15 protein-coding genes are annotated in these 13,935 nt (G+C 69.6%); 9 read left to right on the top strand and 6 right to left on the bottom strand.

What is annotated here, in order from left to right; all coding sequences use genetic code 11:
- The first annotated feature begins 36 nt into the window (after positions 1-36).
- From ubiE to tatC, 7 genes are read left to right on the top strand one after another with little or no spacing between them, the layout of a single operon-like run.
- Positions 37-792, top strand: coding sequence for a bifunctional demethylmenaquinone methyltransferase/2-methoxy-6-polyprenyl-1,4-benzoquinol methylase UbiE (gene ubiE / locus ACGTNG_RS09810; RefSeq protein WP_394576838.1), 756 nt, complete (start codon positions 37-39; stop codon positions 790-792).
- Positions 793-799: 7 nt separating this feature from the next.
- Positions 800-1,456, top strand: a complete 657-nt coding sequence (locus ACGTNG_RS09805) for a ubiquinone biosynthesis accessory factor UbiJ (RefSeq protein WP_394576837.1) — start codon at positions 800-802, stop codon at positions 1,454-1,456.
- On the top strand, positions 1,453-3,075 hold the full coding sequence (gene ubiB / locus ACGTNG_RS09800) for a ubiquinone biosynthesis regulatory protein kinase UbiB (protein ID WP_394576836.1): 1,623 nt from the start codon (positions 1,453-1,455) through the stop codon (positions 3,073-3,075). Before ACGTNG_RS09805 ends, ubiB begins: the two co-directional genes overlap by 4 nt.
- Positions 3,076-3,099: 24 nt before the next feature.
- Positions 3,100-3,435, top strand: coding sequence for a phosphoribosyl-ATP diphosphatase (locus ACGTNG_RS09795; protein ID WP_394576835.1), 336 nt, complete (start codon positions 3,100-3,102; stop codon positions 3,433-3,435).
- A 52-nt stretch (positions 3,436-3,487) separates the two neighbouring features.
- The gene (gene tatA / locus ACGTNG_RS09790) at positions 3,488-3,760 is read left to right on the top strand and encodes a Sec-independent protein translocase subunit TatA (protein ID WP_394576834.1); all 273 of its coding nucleotides are present in this window, start codon (positions 3,488-3,490) and stop codon (positions 3,758-3,760) included.
- A gap of 6 nt (positions 3,761-3,766) precedes the next feature.
- Complete coding sequence (gene tatB, locus ACGTNG_RS09785; RefSeq protein ID WP_394576833.1) at positions 3,767-4,186, top strand: Sec-independent protein translocase protein TatB; 420 nt, start codon at positions 3,767-3,769, stop codon at positions 4,184-4,186.
- The gene (gene tatC / locus ACGTNG_RS09780; RefSeq protein ID WP_394576832.1) at positions 4,183-4,962 is read left to right on the top strand and encodes a twin-arginine translocase subunit TatC; all 780 of its coding nucleotides are present in this window, start codon (positions 4,183-4,185) and stop codon (positions 4,960-4,962) included. Before tatB ends, tatC begins: the two co-directional genes overlap by 4 nt.
- A 145-nt stretch (positions 4,963-5,107) precedes the next feature.
- Here tatC and elbB read toward each other — a convergent pair whose 3' ends face one another.
- Positions 5,108-5,770 (bottom strand): isoprenoid biosynthesis glyoxalase ElbB, encoded by a 663-nt coding sequence (gene elbB, locus ACGTNG_RS09775; RefSeq protein ID WP_394576831.1) that lies wholly within the window; start codon positions 5,768-5,770, stop codon positions 5,108-5,110.
- Between the two features lie 216 nt (positions 5,771-5,986).
- On the opposite strand from elbB, the gene hemB reads away from it, so the two are divergent.
- Both hemB and ppk1 read left to right on the top strand, forming a co-directional pair.
- Positions 5,987-6,994, top strand: coding sequence for a porphobilinogen synthase (hemB, locus tag ACGTNG_RS09770; RefSeq protein ID WP_394576830.1), 1,008 nt, complete (start codon positions 5,987-5,989; stop codon positions 6,992-6,994).
- A 46-nt stretch (positions 6,995-7,040) separates the two neighbouring features.
- Positions 7,041-9,245: a polyphosphate kinase 1 gene (gene ppk1 / locus ACGTNG_RS09765; RefSeq protein WP_394576829.1), complete on the top strand. Its 2,205-nt coding sequence runs from the start codon at positions 7,041-7,043 to the stop codon at positions 9,243-9,245.
- 74 nt (positions 9,246-9,319) lie between these two features.
- On the opposite strand, the gene ACGTNG_RS09760 is transcribed toward ppk1, so the two are convergent.
- The 5 genes from ACGTNG_RS09760 to ACGTNG_RS09740 form a co-directional block, all read right to left on the bottom strand.
- On the bottom strand, positions 9,320-11,443 hold the full coding sequence (locus tag ACGTNG_RS09760) for a PhoX family protein (protein ID WP_394576828.1): 2,124 nt from the start codon (positions 11,441-11,443) through the stop codon (positions 9,320-9,322).
- 103 nt (positions 11,444-11,546) lie between these two features.
- Positions 11,547-12,059 carry a DUF3087 family protein gene (locus ACGTNG_RS09755; protein ID WP_394576827.1) on the bottom strand — a complete coding sequence of 171 codons (513 nt, stop codon included), beginning with the start codon at positions 12,057-12,059 and terminating at the stop codon, positions 11,547-11,549.
- Positions 12,060-12,163: 104 nt separating this feature from the next.
- The gene (locus ACGTNG_RS09750) at positions 12,164-13,270 is read right to left on the bottom strand and encodes a 3-deoxy-7-phosphoheptulonate synthase (protein WP_394576826.1); all 1,107 of its coding nucleotides are present in this window, start codon (positions 13,268-13,270) and stop codon (positions 12,164-12,166) included.
- A gap of 298 nt (positions 13,271-13,568) precedes the next feature.
- Positions 13,569-13,727, bottom strand: a complete 159-nt coding sequence (locus ACGTNG_RS09745) for a hypothetical protein (RefSeq protein ID WP_394576825.1) — start codon at positions 13,725-13,727, stop codon at positions 13,569-13,571.
- Between the two features lie 71 nt (positions 13,728-13,798).
- Positions 13,799-13,927: a hypothetical protein gene (locus tag ACGTNG_RS09740; RefSeq protein ID WP_275668727.1), complete on the bottom strand. Its 129-nt coding sequence runs from the start codon at positions 13,925-13,927 to the stop codon at positions 13,799-13,801.
- Between the last annotated feature and the right edge of the window lie 8 nt (positions 13,928-13,935).

The following is a 13,935-nucleotide window of genomic DNA, read 5'->3' as shown; positions in this document are numbered from 1 at the left end:
CCCGCCCCCACCGCAGCGATTCGGGAGCCCCACGGCATGAGCGCCAGTGACAAGCACACCACCCACTTCGGCTACCAGGAAGTCCCGGTCGACGAGAAAGCCTCTCGCGTGGCCCACGTCTTCCATTCGGTGGCGGCTCGCTACGACATCATGAACGACCTGATGTCGCTGGGCATCCACCGCCTGTGGAAGCGCCTGGCCATCGAGCGCTCCGGTGTGCGTCCCGGCCATAGCGTGCTCGACATCGCCGGCGGCACCGGCGATCTCACGGCCAAGTTCTCGCGCATGGTAGGACCGCGCGGCCGGGTGGTGCTGGCCGACATCAACGAGTCGATGCTGCGGGTCGGCCGCGACAAGCTGCTCGACCACGGCATCGGCGGCAACGTCGAGTACGTGCAGGCCAACGCCGAGTGCCTGCCCTTCCCCGACAACAGCTTCGACTGCATCACCATCGCCTTCGGCCTGCGCAACGTCACCGACAAGGATGCCGCCCTGCGCTCCATGGCCCGCGTGCTCAAGCCGGGCGGGCGCCTGCTGGTACTGGAGTTCTCCAAGCCGGGCAATCCGCTGTTCTCCAAGGCCTACGACGAGTACTCCTTCCGCCTGCTGCCGAAGATCGGCGAGCTGGTGGCCAGCGACGGCGAGAGCTACCGCTACCTGGCCGAGTCGATCCGCATGCACCCCGATCAGGAGACCCTCAAGGCCATGATGGAGGGTGCCGGGCTCGAGCGGGTCGAGTACACCAACCTCACCGGGGGCATCGTCGCCCTGCACCGCGGCATCAAGCTGTGAGGGCATGATGTCGCTGTCTCCCACTCTGCTGCTCGCCGGTCTCGAACGCACCCTCAACGCCCTGCTCGCCCGGGATCCCGCGGCGCCGGGGAGGCTTGCGCGACTCGCCGGCCAGCGCGTCCTGCTGCGCCTGGAGCGCCCCGAGCTGGCGCTGGCCCTGCACTTCCATCCGGCGGGCATCGACCTGCTGCGCCCCGACCTGACCGACGAGACGGCCTTCGACGAGGCGGCCTTCGACGCCGTGGTCGAGCTGGATGCCGAGACCCTCGGCGAGCTGCTCGGCGGCGCCTCCATCGAGCGCCTGATGTTCCAGGGCAAGCTCGCCGTGCGCGGGCGCACCCACCTGCTGGAGGCGACCCGCGACCTGCTGTTCGACCTCGATCTCGACTGGGAGGGCGAACTCGCCCGCTGGCTCGGCGATATCCCCGCCCATAGCCTGGCCGAGGGCGTGCGCAGCCTCTCCCAGTGGGGGCTGCGCACCCGCCAGGAGCTCTGCGCCGACATCGGCGAATACGTCTTCGAGGAGGCGCGCCTGCTGCCGGGACGCCACCAGCTCGAGGCGCTGCGCGATCACATGACCGAGCTGGAGATCGCCACCGACCGCGTCGAGGCCCGCCTGGCCCGGCTGCGCCGGCGCCTGGCCGCGGCGGAGGCGCCCTCATGATCCTGAGACTGGCGCGCATCGTCTGGGTGATCACCCGCTACCGCCTCGACACCCTGCTGCCCCTGGCGCGCCTGCCCTGGTGGCTGCGCGGCCTGTTCCTGCTCTCGCCGCTGCGCCTGGTGCCGATCGGCGAACGCTCCCGGGGCGAGCGCCTGCGCCTCGCCCTGGAGTCCCTCGGCCCGATCTTCGTCAAGTTCGGCCAGATGCTCTCGACCCGCCGCGACCTGCTGCCCGAGGACATCGCCAACGAGCTCCAGCGCCTCCAGGACCAGGTGCCGCCCTTCCCCGGCCACCAGGCCATGGCGCTGGTCGAGGAGGAGCTCGAGATGTCGCTGGAGGAGGCCTTCGCCTCCTTCGAGCCCGAGCCGCTGGCCTCGGCCTCCGTCGCCCAGGTGCACGTCGCGCGACTGCACGACGGCGAGGCCGTGGTGGTCAAGATCATCCGCCCGGGCATCGATCGGGTGATGCGCCAGGACATGGCGCTGATGTACCGCTTCGCCAGCGTGCTGGCGCGGATTCCCGAGGCGCGCCGCCTGCGTCCCGTGGAGGTGGTCCGCGACTACGAGTCCACGCTGTTCGACGAGCTCGACCTGACCAAGGAGGCCGCCAACACCTCCCAGCTCAAGCGCAACTTCAAGGGCTCGCCGCTGCTCTACGTGCCGGCCATCCACTGGGAGCTGACCCGCCGCCGGGTGATGGTCCAGGAGCGGATCTACGGCGTCCCGGTGGCCGACACCGCGGCGCTGATCGCCCAAGGCACCAACCTCAAGAAGCTCGCCGAGCGGGGCGTGGAGATCTTCTTCACCCAGGTGTTCCGCGACAACTTCTTCCACGCCGACATGCACCCGGGCAACATCTTCGTCGCCTACGAGCACCCCGAGGATCCCCAGTACATCGCCATCGACTGCGGCATCGTCGGCAGCCTCACCCGCGAGGACCAGGACTACCTGGCGCGCAACCTGCTGGCCTTCTTCCACCAGGACTACTACGAGGTGGCCGCCCTGCACATCGAGTCCGGCTGGGTGGGCGAGGAGACCCGCGCCAACGAGTTCGCCGCGGCGGTGCGCACGGTGTGCGAGCCGATCCTCGAGAAGCCGCTCAAGGACATCTCCTTCGGCCAGGTACTGCTGGGGCTCTTCCAGACCGCGCGCCGCTTCAACATGGAGGTGCAGCCCCAGCTGGTGCTGCTGCAGAAGACGCTGCTGAACATCGAGGGCCTGGGGCGCCAGCTCTATCCCGACCTCGACCTCTGGGCCACCGCCAAGCCCTATCTGGAGCGCTGGATGAAGGAGCGCGCCGGCGCCCGCGGCCTGCTGGAGTCCTTGAAGCGCCAGGCGCCCGAGCTCTCCCGCCAGCTGCCGGAGCTGCCGGTGCTCGCCCACCAGGCGCTCTCCCGGGCCGAGCAGGAACATCGCCAGCGTCGTCGCCAGTCGGCCGCCATGGGCGACATCTCGCGCCAGCTGACGCGCCAGGGCCATCGCCATCGTCGGCTGCGCCTGGGCCTGCTGCTGGTCGTCGCCGCGCTGGCCTGGCAGCCGCTCCACGAATGGGCCGCCGGCCAGCCCTGGCCGGCACTCGCCGCCGCCGGCCTCGGCCTGCTGCTGCTGGCCTGGAACTGACCCCAAGCAATGGAACCCCGCCCCATGAGCGATATACTGGACCGACTGCACGACGTGCTCGAACAGCGCCGCCTGGCCGATCCCGACAGCTCCTACGTGGCCGCCCTGCATCACAAGGGGCTCAACAAGATCCTCGAGAAGCTCGGCGAGGAGGCCACGGAGACGCTGCTGGCGGCCAAGGATGCCGAGCACGGCGACGCGGCGGCGCATCAGGCGTTGATCGCCGAAACGGCCGACTTGTGGTTTCATAGCCTGGTGATGCTCTCGCACCTAGACCTCGACCACGGCGCGGTCCTGGATGAGCTGGCCCGTCGCTTCGGCGTCTCGGGACACGACGAGAAGGCCGCACGGCAACCCTAGCGTCAACTGGCCCTTCCGGGCCTCCCCGGAGCCCCAACCTGAGGAAGCAACTATGTTAGGTGGTATCAGTATCTGGCAGCTGCTGATCGTTCTCGGCATCATCATCCTGATCTTCGGCACCAAGAAGCTGCGCAACGTCGGCGGCGATCTCGGCGGCGCCGTGAAAGGCTTCAAGAAGGCCATGCACGACGAGGAGAAGGGCGAGAAAGGCGAGGACGCGCAGGCGGACGATCCCCAGGCCCGCGTCAGCCATGACGACGACGGGGTCAACACCTACGACGTCAAGGCCGAGAAGAAGGCCGAGGACTCGGAAGAGCGCAAGTAAACCGCCATGTTCGATATGGGCTTTCTCGAACTGATGATCATCGGCGTGGTGGGCTTGCTGGTGCTCGGTCCCGAGCGCCTGCCCAAGGCCGCGCGCACCCTGGGGCTGTGGATCGGCAAGATCAAGCGCACGGTCTCGGGCATGCAGAGCGAGATCAGCGCCCAACTCGAGGCCGAGGAGCTGCGCCAGAAGCTCAACGAGCAGCAGAAGAAGCTCGACGAGGGCGTCCAGCAGGTCAAGCGGGGCGTGGAGAGCATCGCCGAGGATGACGACGGCAAGTCAGCCTCGACCTCGCGAAGCAAGGCCGCGCCCGCCGAGCAGCGCCTCGACGATGCCCTGGCCAGGGCCCGCTCGGACACCGAGGGCGATGATCACCAGCGCTCCGCCGATGCCCCCACTGCCGACAAGGATTCCGCCTCCCGATGAGCAAGACCGGTGATCCCCAGGAACAGAATCAGGCCCCGCTGATCGAGCACCTCATCGAGCTTCGCTCGCGGCTGATGCGCGCGGTGATCGCGATCCTGGTGATCTTCCTCGGGCTCTATGCCTTCGCCAACGACATCTACCTGTTCGTCGCCCAGCCGCTGATGGCGCTGCTGCCGGAAGGCTCGCAGATGATCGCCACCGAGGTCGCCTCGCCCTTCCTCGCGCCCTTCAAGCTGACTCTGGTGGTGGCGGTCTTCGCCGCCGTGCCCTATGTGCTGCATCAGGCCTGGGCCTTCGTGGCGCCGGGGCTCTACGACAACGAGAAGGCGCTGGCCCTGCCGATCCTGGCCTCCAGCATCGCGCTGTTCTACGGCGGCGCCGCCTTCGCCTACTACGTGGTCTTCCCGCTGCTGTTCCAGTTCTTCACCCAGACCGGGCCGGAGAACGTGGCGGTGATGACCGACATCAACCAGTACCTGAACTTCGTCCTCAAGCTGTTCTTCGCCTTCGGGGTGGCCTTCGAGATCCCCATCGCCACCTTCCTGCTGATCCTCTCGGGCGCCACCACGGTGGAGAGCCTGTCGAAGAAGCGCCCCTACGTGGTACTCGGTTGTTTCGTCATCGGCATGCTGCTGACCCCACCGGACGTGGTCTCGCAGAGCCTGCTGGCGGTGCCGATGTACCTGCTCTACGAGGTGGGCCTGCTGTTCGGTCGGCTGGTGCGCCGCAAGCGCGACAGGGACGCCGGCGAGACGGCGAGCGACGACGAGGGATAAGGGCCTGGGGCGGTGCCGCGCGCTGCAACAGGCGCGCCTCGCCACTCACACGCCCACGCAACAAGACGCCCAGCGGCATCGCCGCTGGGCGTCTTGCGTATCGGGGAGCGAGCCTCTTCGGCCTCGCCCCTTGCGGCCTTCGCGTCTAGAGGTCCATCAGCTCGTCGATGCGATCGACCAGCTTGAAGATGCCGGTCGCCGCCTCGCTGATGCGGGTCACCAGCATGTAGGCCGGCGTGGTCACCACCCGGTTCTCGAAGTCCAGCACGATGTCCTCCACCCCGCAGCTGCGGTGCAGGCCGCCCATGGCGCTGATCGCGCCGGCGACGCCGGGATCGCTGCCCACGGTCACGGCGATGCCCGGGCCGAGCAGGCGCGGCACCAGCACCGGGCTGATGCACATCAGGCCGATCGGCTTGCGCGCCTCGTGGAAGCCGGCCAGCGCCTCGGTCAGCGCCTCGATCACCTGCAGGCCATCGCCGGCCACGGCGAAGTCCGAGAGGTTCTTGGCGACGCCGAAGCCGCCGGGCAGGATCACCGCATCGAACTCCTCGGCCTCGAGCTCGTCCAGGGGGGAGATCTCGCCGCGGGCCAGGCGCGCCGACTCGGTCAGCACGTTGCGGGTCTCGCCCTCGACCGGCACGCCCCGACGATGATCGATGACATGGTGCTGCTCGATATCGGGGGCGAAGCAGCGATAGCCCAGGCCCAGCTGATCGAGGCGCAGCAGCGTCAGGGTCGTCTCGTAGATCTCGGATCCATCCTGCACCCCGCACCCCGAGAGGATCACCGCCACCTGTTTGCTCATGCCTTTCTCCTTGAAGGTAGGCGCCTGTCGAAGCCAGGCCCTGAAATCACAAGGCCTTCACTTTAGAGAGTCGACAGGGGTGCGACAAGGCGCGACTTTCGACGCCTGTCGACACTGATATACTCGAGGGCAGTCGACCCCATGTCATCGTTTCGTCATCTTGCGCCGCCACCATCGTACCGTGGCGGCCTCGATCCCCACTTCCGGAGAGACGCCTTGAGTTTCACGACCCCACGCCAGTTTCCGACCGCCCGCCCGCGCCGCATGCGCCGCGACGACTTCTCGCGTCGCCTGATGCGCGAGCACACCCTGACCGCCGCCGACCTGATCTGGCCGGTCTTCGTGCTGGAGGGCGAGGGCCAGCGCGAGGCGGTGCCCTCGATGCCCGGCGTGGAGCGTCTCTCCATCGACCTGCTGATCGAGGAGGCCCGCGAGGCCCATAAGCTCGGCATTCCGGCCATCGCGCTCTTCCCGGTGGTCGGCACCGAGCTCAAGAGCGAGCTGGCCGAGGAGTCGTACAACGCCTCGGGACTCGTCCAGCGCAGCGTGCGCGCCCTCAAGGCGGCGCTGCCCGAGCTCGGCATCATCACCGACGTGGCGCTGGACCCCTACACCAGCCACGGCCAGGACGGGATCCTCGACGAGGCCGGCTACGTGCACAACGACCGCACCGTGGCGACCCTGATCAAGCAGGCCCTCTCCCACGCCGAGGCCGGCGCCGACGTGGTGGCGCCCTCGGACATGATGGACGGACGCATCGGCGCGATCCGCCGGGTGCTGGAGCAGGAGACGCTGGTCAACACGCGGATCATGGCCTATAGCGCCAAGTATGCCTCGCGCTACTACGGCCCCTTCCGTGACGCGGTGGGTTCCGCCGGCAACCTGGGCAAGGCGGACAAGACCACCTACCAGATGGATCCGGGCAACGGCGACGAGGCGCTGCACGAGGTGGCCCTGGACCTGGCCGAGGGTGCCGACATGGTGATGATCAAGCCCGGCATGCCCTACCTGGACGTGGTGCGCCGGGTGAAGGACGAGCTGAAGGTGCCCACCTTCGCCTATCAGGTGAGCGGCGAGTACGCCATGCACATGGCCGCCTTCGAGAACGGCTGGCTGGAGGCCGACACGGTCATCCTCGAGTCGCTGCTCTGCTTCAAGCGCGCCGGCGCCGACGGCGTGCTCACCTACTTCGCCAAGCGGGCAGCGCGGCTGCTCGCAGGCTAGCCGACGGGAGGGTCGCCCCCCTTCCGCCTGACGACAGGGAGCTCCCATGGACGAGACGCGCGACCCCATCCCCCAGCACGATGCGGGGCAGAACCCGCCGGGCGGCGAACTGCCCGAGCCCCCCGCCCCGCGCCTGAACCAGACCCGCACCGGCATCAAGCCCAAGGCGCTGCCGGACCCGGAGGCCGACCTCACCGATCCCGGCCTCTACTTCAATCGCGAGCTCTCGCACCTGCAGTTCAACGTCCGGGTGCTGGAGCAGGCCCTCGACGAGGCCCATCCGCTGCTCAACCGGCTGATGTTCCTGCTGATCTTCTCGTCGAACATGGACGAGTTCTTCGAGATCCGGGTGGCCGGCCTGAAGCACCAGGTGCTGCTGGGCGACGAGTCCACCGGCGCCGACGGCCGCTCGCCCCGCTCGGTGCTGGCCGAGATCGCGCGGATCGCCCATGAGCAGGTGGCCCGCCAGTACCAGATCCTCAACGAGGTGCTGATCCCGGCCCTGGAGACCCAGCGGCTGCGCTTTCGCCGCCGCGGCGACTGGACCGAGGCCCAGCGCGCCTGGGTGCAGGAGTACTTCGCTACCGAGATCATCCCGGTGGTCAGCCCCATCGGCCTGGACCCCTCCCACCCCTTCCCGCGGCTGGTCAACAAGAGCCTCAACTTCATCGTCCAGCTCGAGGGCAAGGACGCCTTCGGCCGCGAGGGGGGGCTCGCCATCCTGCCGGCGCCGCGCTCGCTGCCGCGGGTAATCGCCCTGCCCGAAGAGCTCTGCGAGGAGGGCTTCGCCGAGTACGTCTTCCTGTCATCGATGATCCACGCCCACGCCGAGGAGGTCTTCCCGGGCATGACGGTGCTCGGCTGCTACCAGTTCCGCCTGACCCGCAACGCCGACCTCTCGGTGGATCCCGAGGAGGTCTCGGACCTCGCCTCGGCGCTGCGCGGCGAGCTGCTGTCGCGCCGCTACGGCAGCGGAGTGCGCCTCGAGGTGGCCGACAACTGCCCCGACGAGCTCGCCGATTTCCTGCTGCGCCAGTTCCAGCTCGAACCGGCCGATCTCTATCGGGTCGACGGCCCGGTGAACCTGACGCGCATGATGTCGGTGCTCGATGCCGTGGAGCGCCCCGAGCTGCTCTACCGCCCCTTCACGCCGGGCCTGCCCAAGTCGCTGCTCAAGGCCGACAGCCTGCTGGGGGTGATCGCCGAGGGCGACATTCTCCTGCACCATCCGTTCCAGTCCTTCACCCCGGTGGAGAAGATGCTCGGCGAGGCCGCCCGGGACCCCGACGTGCTGGCCATCAAGCAGACCCTCTATCGCACCGGCGCCGACTCCCCCATCGTCAACGCCCTGGTCGAGGCCGCCGGCAACGGCAAGGAGGTCACGGTGGTGATCGAGCTCAGGGCGCGCTTCGACGAGGCCGACAACCTGGCGCTGGCCTCACGCCTGCAGGAGGCCGGCGCCATCGTCATCTACGGGGTGATGGCCTACAAGACCCACGCCAAGATGATGCACATCGTGCGCCGCGAGCGGGGCAAGCTGCGCCACTACGCCCACCTGGGCACCGGCAACTACCACTCCAAGACCGCCCGGCTCTATACCGACTACAGCCTGCTCACCGCCGACCCGGTGCTCTGCGCCGACGTGCACAAGGTCTTCCAGCAGCTCACCGGCATGGGCCGGGCACGGCATATCGAGAAGCTGCTCCACGCCCCCTTCACCCTGCACGAGCAGATGGTGGCCAAGATCGACCGCGAGGCCGAACACGCCCGCAAGGGCAAGCGCGCCCACCTGATCATCAAGTGCAACTCGCTCACCGAACCCAAGCTGATCCAGGCGCTCTACCGCGCCTCCCGAGCCGGCGTCGAGTGCGACCTGATCATCCGCGGCATGTGCTGCCTGCGCCCGGGGCTCCCGGGCATCTCCGAGACCATCCGGGTACGCTCGGTGATCGGCCGCTTCCTGGAGCACACCCGGGTGTTCCACTTCCACAACGACGGCAAGCCCGAGACCTGGGGCTCCAGCGCCGACTTCATGGCCCGCAACATGTTCCACCGGGTGGAGACCTGCTTCCCGCTGCTCGACAAGAAGCTGGCCGCCCGGGTCCGCAAGGACCTCGAGACCTACCTGGTGGACAACTGCCAGAGCTGGCTGCTCGGCAGCGACGGCCTCTACGTCAAGCAGCAGGCCGGCGGTGCCGCGCCGATCAGTGCCCAGGAGACCCTGCTCTTCGCCTACGCCGCCCGGGCCTGAGCCCACAACGCCCCCAGAACGAAGCAGGCCCCTGCCGATGGCAGGGGCCTTCTCACGAGCGGAGGCGGCGAGGATCAGACGCCGACCGGGCCGCCGTCACGCTTCTGGATCACCACGGTGGCCGCCCGGGGACGCACCTGGCCGTCGGGGGCGCGGGTGGCATCCTCGGCCGCCGGCCAGTTGCCCGGGTGCTGGATATTGATGAACAGCGCCGAGCGATCCGGAGTGGCGAAGATACCGGTCACTTCGCTGCCGTTGGGCCCCACGGCGAAGCGCCTGAGCGCCTGCTGGTTGCCCGCATTCACCACCGAGGACGCGCCCTCGGTCGCGCCCAGGGCGCCGGGCACCACCGCCAGCACCTGGTCGTTGGTGTGCTCGGCGACGCCCTCATAGCCGTTATCGGTCTGGATCCACAGGATGCCGTCGCCCTCCCCGCGATCATCGAACCACAGGCCGTCGGGGCTCGCGAACTGGTTGGCCTCGGTCAGCCCGGAGGGGTTGTCGGCATCGTCGGCCGCCGCGCCGAAGACGAACACCTCCCAGTCGAAGCGGGTGGCGTCGTCCGCCTCGCGCCAGCGGAGGATCTGGCCGGCGGCGTTGTCGGGGCGCGGGTTGGACGCGTTGACCGGGGCCGTGGCGAAGCCCACGCCGGGCTCGTCGATCGCCTGGCCGTCGCCGGTGAAGGTGGCGTCGGTGCCCTCGGCGGTGCGCTGGCTGTTGTTGGTCAGGGTCATGTAGACGTCGCCCGAGGCCGGGTCCACGGCGCCCCACTCGGGCCGATCCATGGGCGTCGCCCCCATCAGGTCGGCGGCGTCGCAGGTGTGGATGAGGATGCCCGCCCGGTCATCGGCGGCGAGCCCCAGGGCCTCGTGCAGGCGGCGGCCGTCCCGGGTGACGGCGTCCGGGGTCAGGGCGAGCCACTCGCCGCGGCCGTCGGCCTCGAAGCGCGCCGCGTAGAGGGTGCCCTCGTCCAGGTACTTGGCGCCGATGGCCAGGCGATCCATGGGCTCGCCCGGGCGGCTGGCGTCGGCCGGATCCCAGGCGGCGGCGGAGACGAACTTGTAGATGTACTCGTTGCGGGCGTCATGGCCGGAGTAGAAGACCACCGGCTGGCCCGGGACGAGCTGGCCCGGCCAGCAGCCCTCGTGGCGGAAGCGCCCCAGGGCGGTGCGCTTCACGGCGCGCTCGCCGGTGTAGGGATCGACCTCCACCACGTAGCCGAAGGTGCGCGCCTCGTTGCGGTAGTCCTCGCGGGCGTCGGCGCCGGTGGGGGTGGTGTCGAAGCGGGCGAACTCGCCGTCGCGCTCACTGGCGTCGCCGGCCGCGCTCTCCCAGCCGTAGCGGCCGCGCTCGCGGCCGATCCCCAGACGCTCGTCGTCCCGCTCCCGGGCCTCGCGACGAATGAAGTAGTCGGGCCAGTTCTCCTCGCAGGTGAGGTAGGTGCCCCAGGGCGTGTAGCCGCTGGCGCAGTTGTTGTTGGTGCCGCGGGTCAGCCGGCCCTCCGGCGAGAAACGCGTGCGCACGTAGTCGCTGCCGGCCACCGGGCCGCCCAGCGCCATCACCGAGGCGCTGGTATAGCGGCGGTTGTAGGCGGAGTCCGGCACGTGGCGCCAGCGGCCGTCGGCCTGCTTCTGGAGGTGCACCAGGGTGACGCCATGGGCCTGGATCTCGGTGCGCACCTCGTCGGCGGGGCGACGCCCCTCGTCGGCGGCGGTGGGCCCGCCCTGGGGTGCCCAGAGCGCCGCCTGGTCGATGTACTCGTTGTTGAGCGCGAGCAGGAATTCCCGGGAGCCGCCGTCACGGTCGAGGGGGAAGTGGTACATGCCGTCGTGGTGCATGCCGACGCTTCGGGCCTGGCGCTCCGGGGTCATCGCGAGCCCTTCATGCCAGTCGGGCGCCTCGCCGTCGAGCGGCGTGCCCCAGGGCACCAGCACCTGGGCGGTATAGCCCTCGGGCACCATCACGGCGTCGCGCTGGGCCCCCTGGACCGCCGCGAAGGCCAGGCTCAGCGGCGTCTTCTTCGCACCGCTCGCCGCCAGCGCCTGGGCGGCGCCGCCGAACCCGAGCATCGAGGCGGCCGCCAGGCCCAGGCCGCCGCGCATCACGCTGCGCCGCGAGACATGACGGTCGAGAACGGAGGTGAAGGGTTCGTTGCCGCTGGCGTTATGAACGCGATGATCCTCGATTTCCTTGCTCATGCTGCTCTCCTCGTCTGGGGGGCGAGGCGCCGCGGGCGCCTTCGGGTCGACGAGTCGAGCCTAGATCGAGAAGGTGACAGGGCGATGACCCCCTGGCCGCGCCCTACCCCTTGCGAAAACCGCTCAGGTCCTCGAGGTCGAGGCCCTCGACGCGCTCGGGCAGCCCCCGCTCACGCCGGGCGTGACGCACCACCTCGCGCTCGGCCAGCAGCTCGGCGTCGTCGTCGAGGGTGCGCCCCTCGAGCTCGGAGAGCTGGGCCATGCCCTGGTGGTAGAAGGCCAGCACCGCCAGCGCCGCCTCGTCGCCCTCGCCCATGCCGCGACGCAGGGCCGGCAGGTAGGCGCTGACCCGCGCCAGGTGGTGCTTCAGCCGCCAGACGTAGCGGATGGCGGCCATCCAGGGGCGCTGTCGCAGCACGGCGAAGACCAGGCTGGTGGCGGCCAGGCCCAACAGCACGCCCAGGGCGTTGATCCAGAGACTGCCGCCGAAGGCCGCGACGAGCAGCTGCGAGAACAGCAGCCCGAAGACGATCAGCTGGCCGGCCATGGCCAGGCCGGTGAGGCGGGAGAGGCGGCGGTAGGTGGCGGGATCAAAGTGCTCGAAGCGAAACGTCATGGAGGACCTGTGCAATGGGAGGCGATGCGGCGATTATCCGCACATCGCCTCCCCGGGTACAGGCGCGGCCCTGCTTATGCTCGCCCGGGGCCGCTCGGCTTTCTTTACTCGCCCGGGGCCGCTCGGCCCTGCTTAGGCTCGCCCGGGGCCGCTCGCCGCAGGCGTTCCGCCGCGGTCATCAGCAGGTGCTCGGTGGTCTCCCAGCCGATGCAGGCGTCGGTGACCGAGACGCCGTAGCGCAGCCGCCCCGGCACCAGGGGCTGCTTGCCCTCGTGGAGGTGGCTCTCGATCATCAGGCCCACCAGCGAGGCGTCGCCCGCCTCGCGCTGGCCCAGCACGTCGAGCAGCACCTCGCTCTGGCGGCGGTGGTCCTTGCGGGCGTTGGCGTGGCTGCAGTCGACCATGATCCGCGGCGCGAGACCGGCGGCCTGAAGGGCACGCCGCGCCGAGAGGACATGGGCGGCCGAGTAGTTGGGCTCGCCGTGGCCGCCGCGCAGCACCAGATGGGTGTGGGCGTTGCCGGCGGTCTCGCGGACCGTGGGGCGGCCGTCCTCGGCCATCGCGAAGTGGCGATGGGCATGCGCGGCGGACTGCATGGCATCCATGGCGACCTGCAGTTCGCCGCCGGTGCCGTTCTTGAAGCCGACCACAGCCTCCAGGCCGCTGGCCACCTCGCGGTGGAGCTGCGACTCGGTGGTGCGGGCGCCGATCGCCACCCAGGCGAGCAGGTCGTCCAGGTAGGGCGCGAGCATCGGCTGCAGCAGCTCGGTGGCCACCGGCAGGCCGAGCGCGGCGATGTCACGCATCAGCGCGCGGGAGGCGTGCAGGCCGCGGTCCATGTCGCCGCTGCCATCCAGGTCGGGGTCGTAGGCGAGCCCCTTCCAGCCCACGGTAGTGCGCGGCTTCTCAACGTAGACGCGCATCACGATCAGCAGGCGATCGGCGACCCGTGGCGCCAGCTCGGCCAGGCGGCGCGCATAGTCCAGGGCGGCCTCGGGGTCGTCGACGGAGCAGGGGCCGACCACCACCAGCAGGCGGTCGTCATGGCCGTCGAGGATGGCGCGGATCGCACGCCGCTGGGCCGTGACCTGTTCGGCGAGGGCCGGGGCGAGCGGCAACGCTCGGCGCAGCTCGCCGGGGGTGGGCAGCGACGCGTCGGACGTCGAGGCGGCCTGGCGCGGGGCGGGGGTCAGCGAAACGGGGGCATTCATGGGCATCAACTCCGGGTAGCGATCGTACATCGTGTCTGTCGGGAACCACCGATCTCGCTACGGCCGGGCGTGGCGGAGTGAGCCGACCGCAGCTCGCTAAATCGCCAATAGCCGTAATAGCCCACGAAGCCCCGGGTCTGGCGAATGGCGATGGATGCGGTCATGGTCTCTCTCCTTGTCGGTCGTCGTGAAGCTCGAATGCCGTAAAACGCAGAACCCCCGGGCGGGGTTGCCGTCCGGGGGTTCTGGGAGGAGGCAACCCGGTGGGCGTGCCTCGTGGCGCTGTCCTTGGTGCGGCTCAGGACATGGCCACCGGCACACCGGTGCTAAACCAGTAGCCATACCAGCCCTGGAAGCCCTGCAGCTCCGCCTCGCCGATCCAGGCGCCCACGCACGCGTCATCGCGACGCGAGGCGTCGAGATAGGAGCGAAGGATCGGGTGCGAAGCGGGGGTCATGGTCATCTCCTGAGCGTTGTTGCCATCCTGCCGCATCGGGGCGGCCTCGGCAAGGGGCGGCGCGACGGCGATCAGCCGGTCGCAAGCTGGATCCAGCCGATGGTGGCCGGCAGCGCGCTCATGCCCAGCAGCACCGCCAGGCCCAGGAAGACGGCCAGCAGGCCGCTATCATCCTTGAAGTTCTCGTCGTGTCCCGCCATCTCGTGAT

Origin of the sequence: Halomonas sp. B23F22_3 (assembly GCF_043496965.1) — a bacterium.
Taxonomy (GTDB): Bacteria; Pseudomonadota; Gammaproteobacteria; order Pseudomonadales; family Halomonadaceae; genus Halomonas.
This window is presented reverse-complemented; position numbering and strand designations above follow the sequence as displayed.

Bases quoted from the DNA above. Each gene is read 5' to 3' on its own strand.
- tatC (WP_394576832.1), top strand. From the start codon at position 4,183: ATGAGCAAGACCGGTGATCCCCAGGAACAGAATCAGGCCCCGCTGATC.
- tatB (WP_394576833.1), top strand. From the start codon at position 3,767: ATGTTCGATATGGGCTTTCTCGAACTGATGATCATCGGCGTGGTGGGC.
- ubiE (WP_394576838.1), top strand. From the start codon at position 37: ATGAGCGCCAGTGACAAGCACACCACCCACTTCGGCTACCAGGAAGTC.
- ACGTNG_RS09760 (WP_394576828.1), bottom strand. From the start codon at position 11,443: ATGAGCAAGGAAATCGAGGATCATCGCGTTCATAACGCCAGCGGCAAC.
- ppk1 (WP_394576829.1), top strand. From the start codon at position 7,041: ATGGACGAGACGCGCGACCCCATCCCCCAGCACGATGCGGGGCAGAAC.
- ACGTNG_RS09745 (WP_394576825.1), bottom strand. From the start codon at position 13,727: ATGACCCCCGCTTCGCACCCGATCCTTCGCTCCTATCTCGACGCCTCG.
- ubiB (WP_394576836.1), top strand. From the start codon at position 1,453: ATGATCCTGAGACTGGCGCGCATCGTCTGGGTGATCACCCGCTACCGC.
- ACGTNG_RS09755 (WP_394576827.1), bottom strand. From the start codon at position 12,059: ATGACGTTTCGCTTCGAGCACTTTGATCCCGCCACCTACCGCCGCCTC.
- ACGTNG_RS09740 (WP_275668727.1), bottom strand. From the start codon at position 13,927: ATGGCGGGACACGACGAGAACTTCAAGGATGATAGCGGCCTGCTGGCC.
- ACGTNG_RS09805 (WP_394576837.1), top strand. From the start codon at position 800: ATGTCGCTGTCTCCCACTCTGCTGCTCGCCGGTCTCGAACGCACCCTC.
- ACGTNG_RS09795 (WP_394576835.1), top strand. From the start codon at position 3,100: ATGAGCGATATACTGGACCGACTGCACGACGTGCTCGAACAGCGCCGC.
- elbB (WP_394576831.1), bottom strand. From the start codon at position 5,770: ATGAGCAAACAGGTGGCGGTGATCCTCTCGGGGTGCGGGGTGCAGGAT.
- ACGTNG_RS09750 (WP_394576826.1), bottom strand. From the start codon at position 13,270: ATGAATGCCCCCGTTTCGCTGACCCCCGCCCCGCGCCAGGCCGCCTCG.
- tatA (WP_394576834.1), top strand. From the start codon at position 3,488: ATGTTAGGTGGTATCAGTATCTGGCAGCTGCTGATCGTTCTCGGCATC.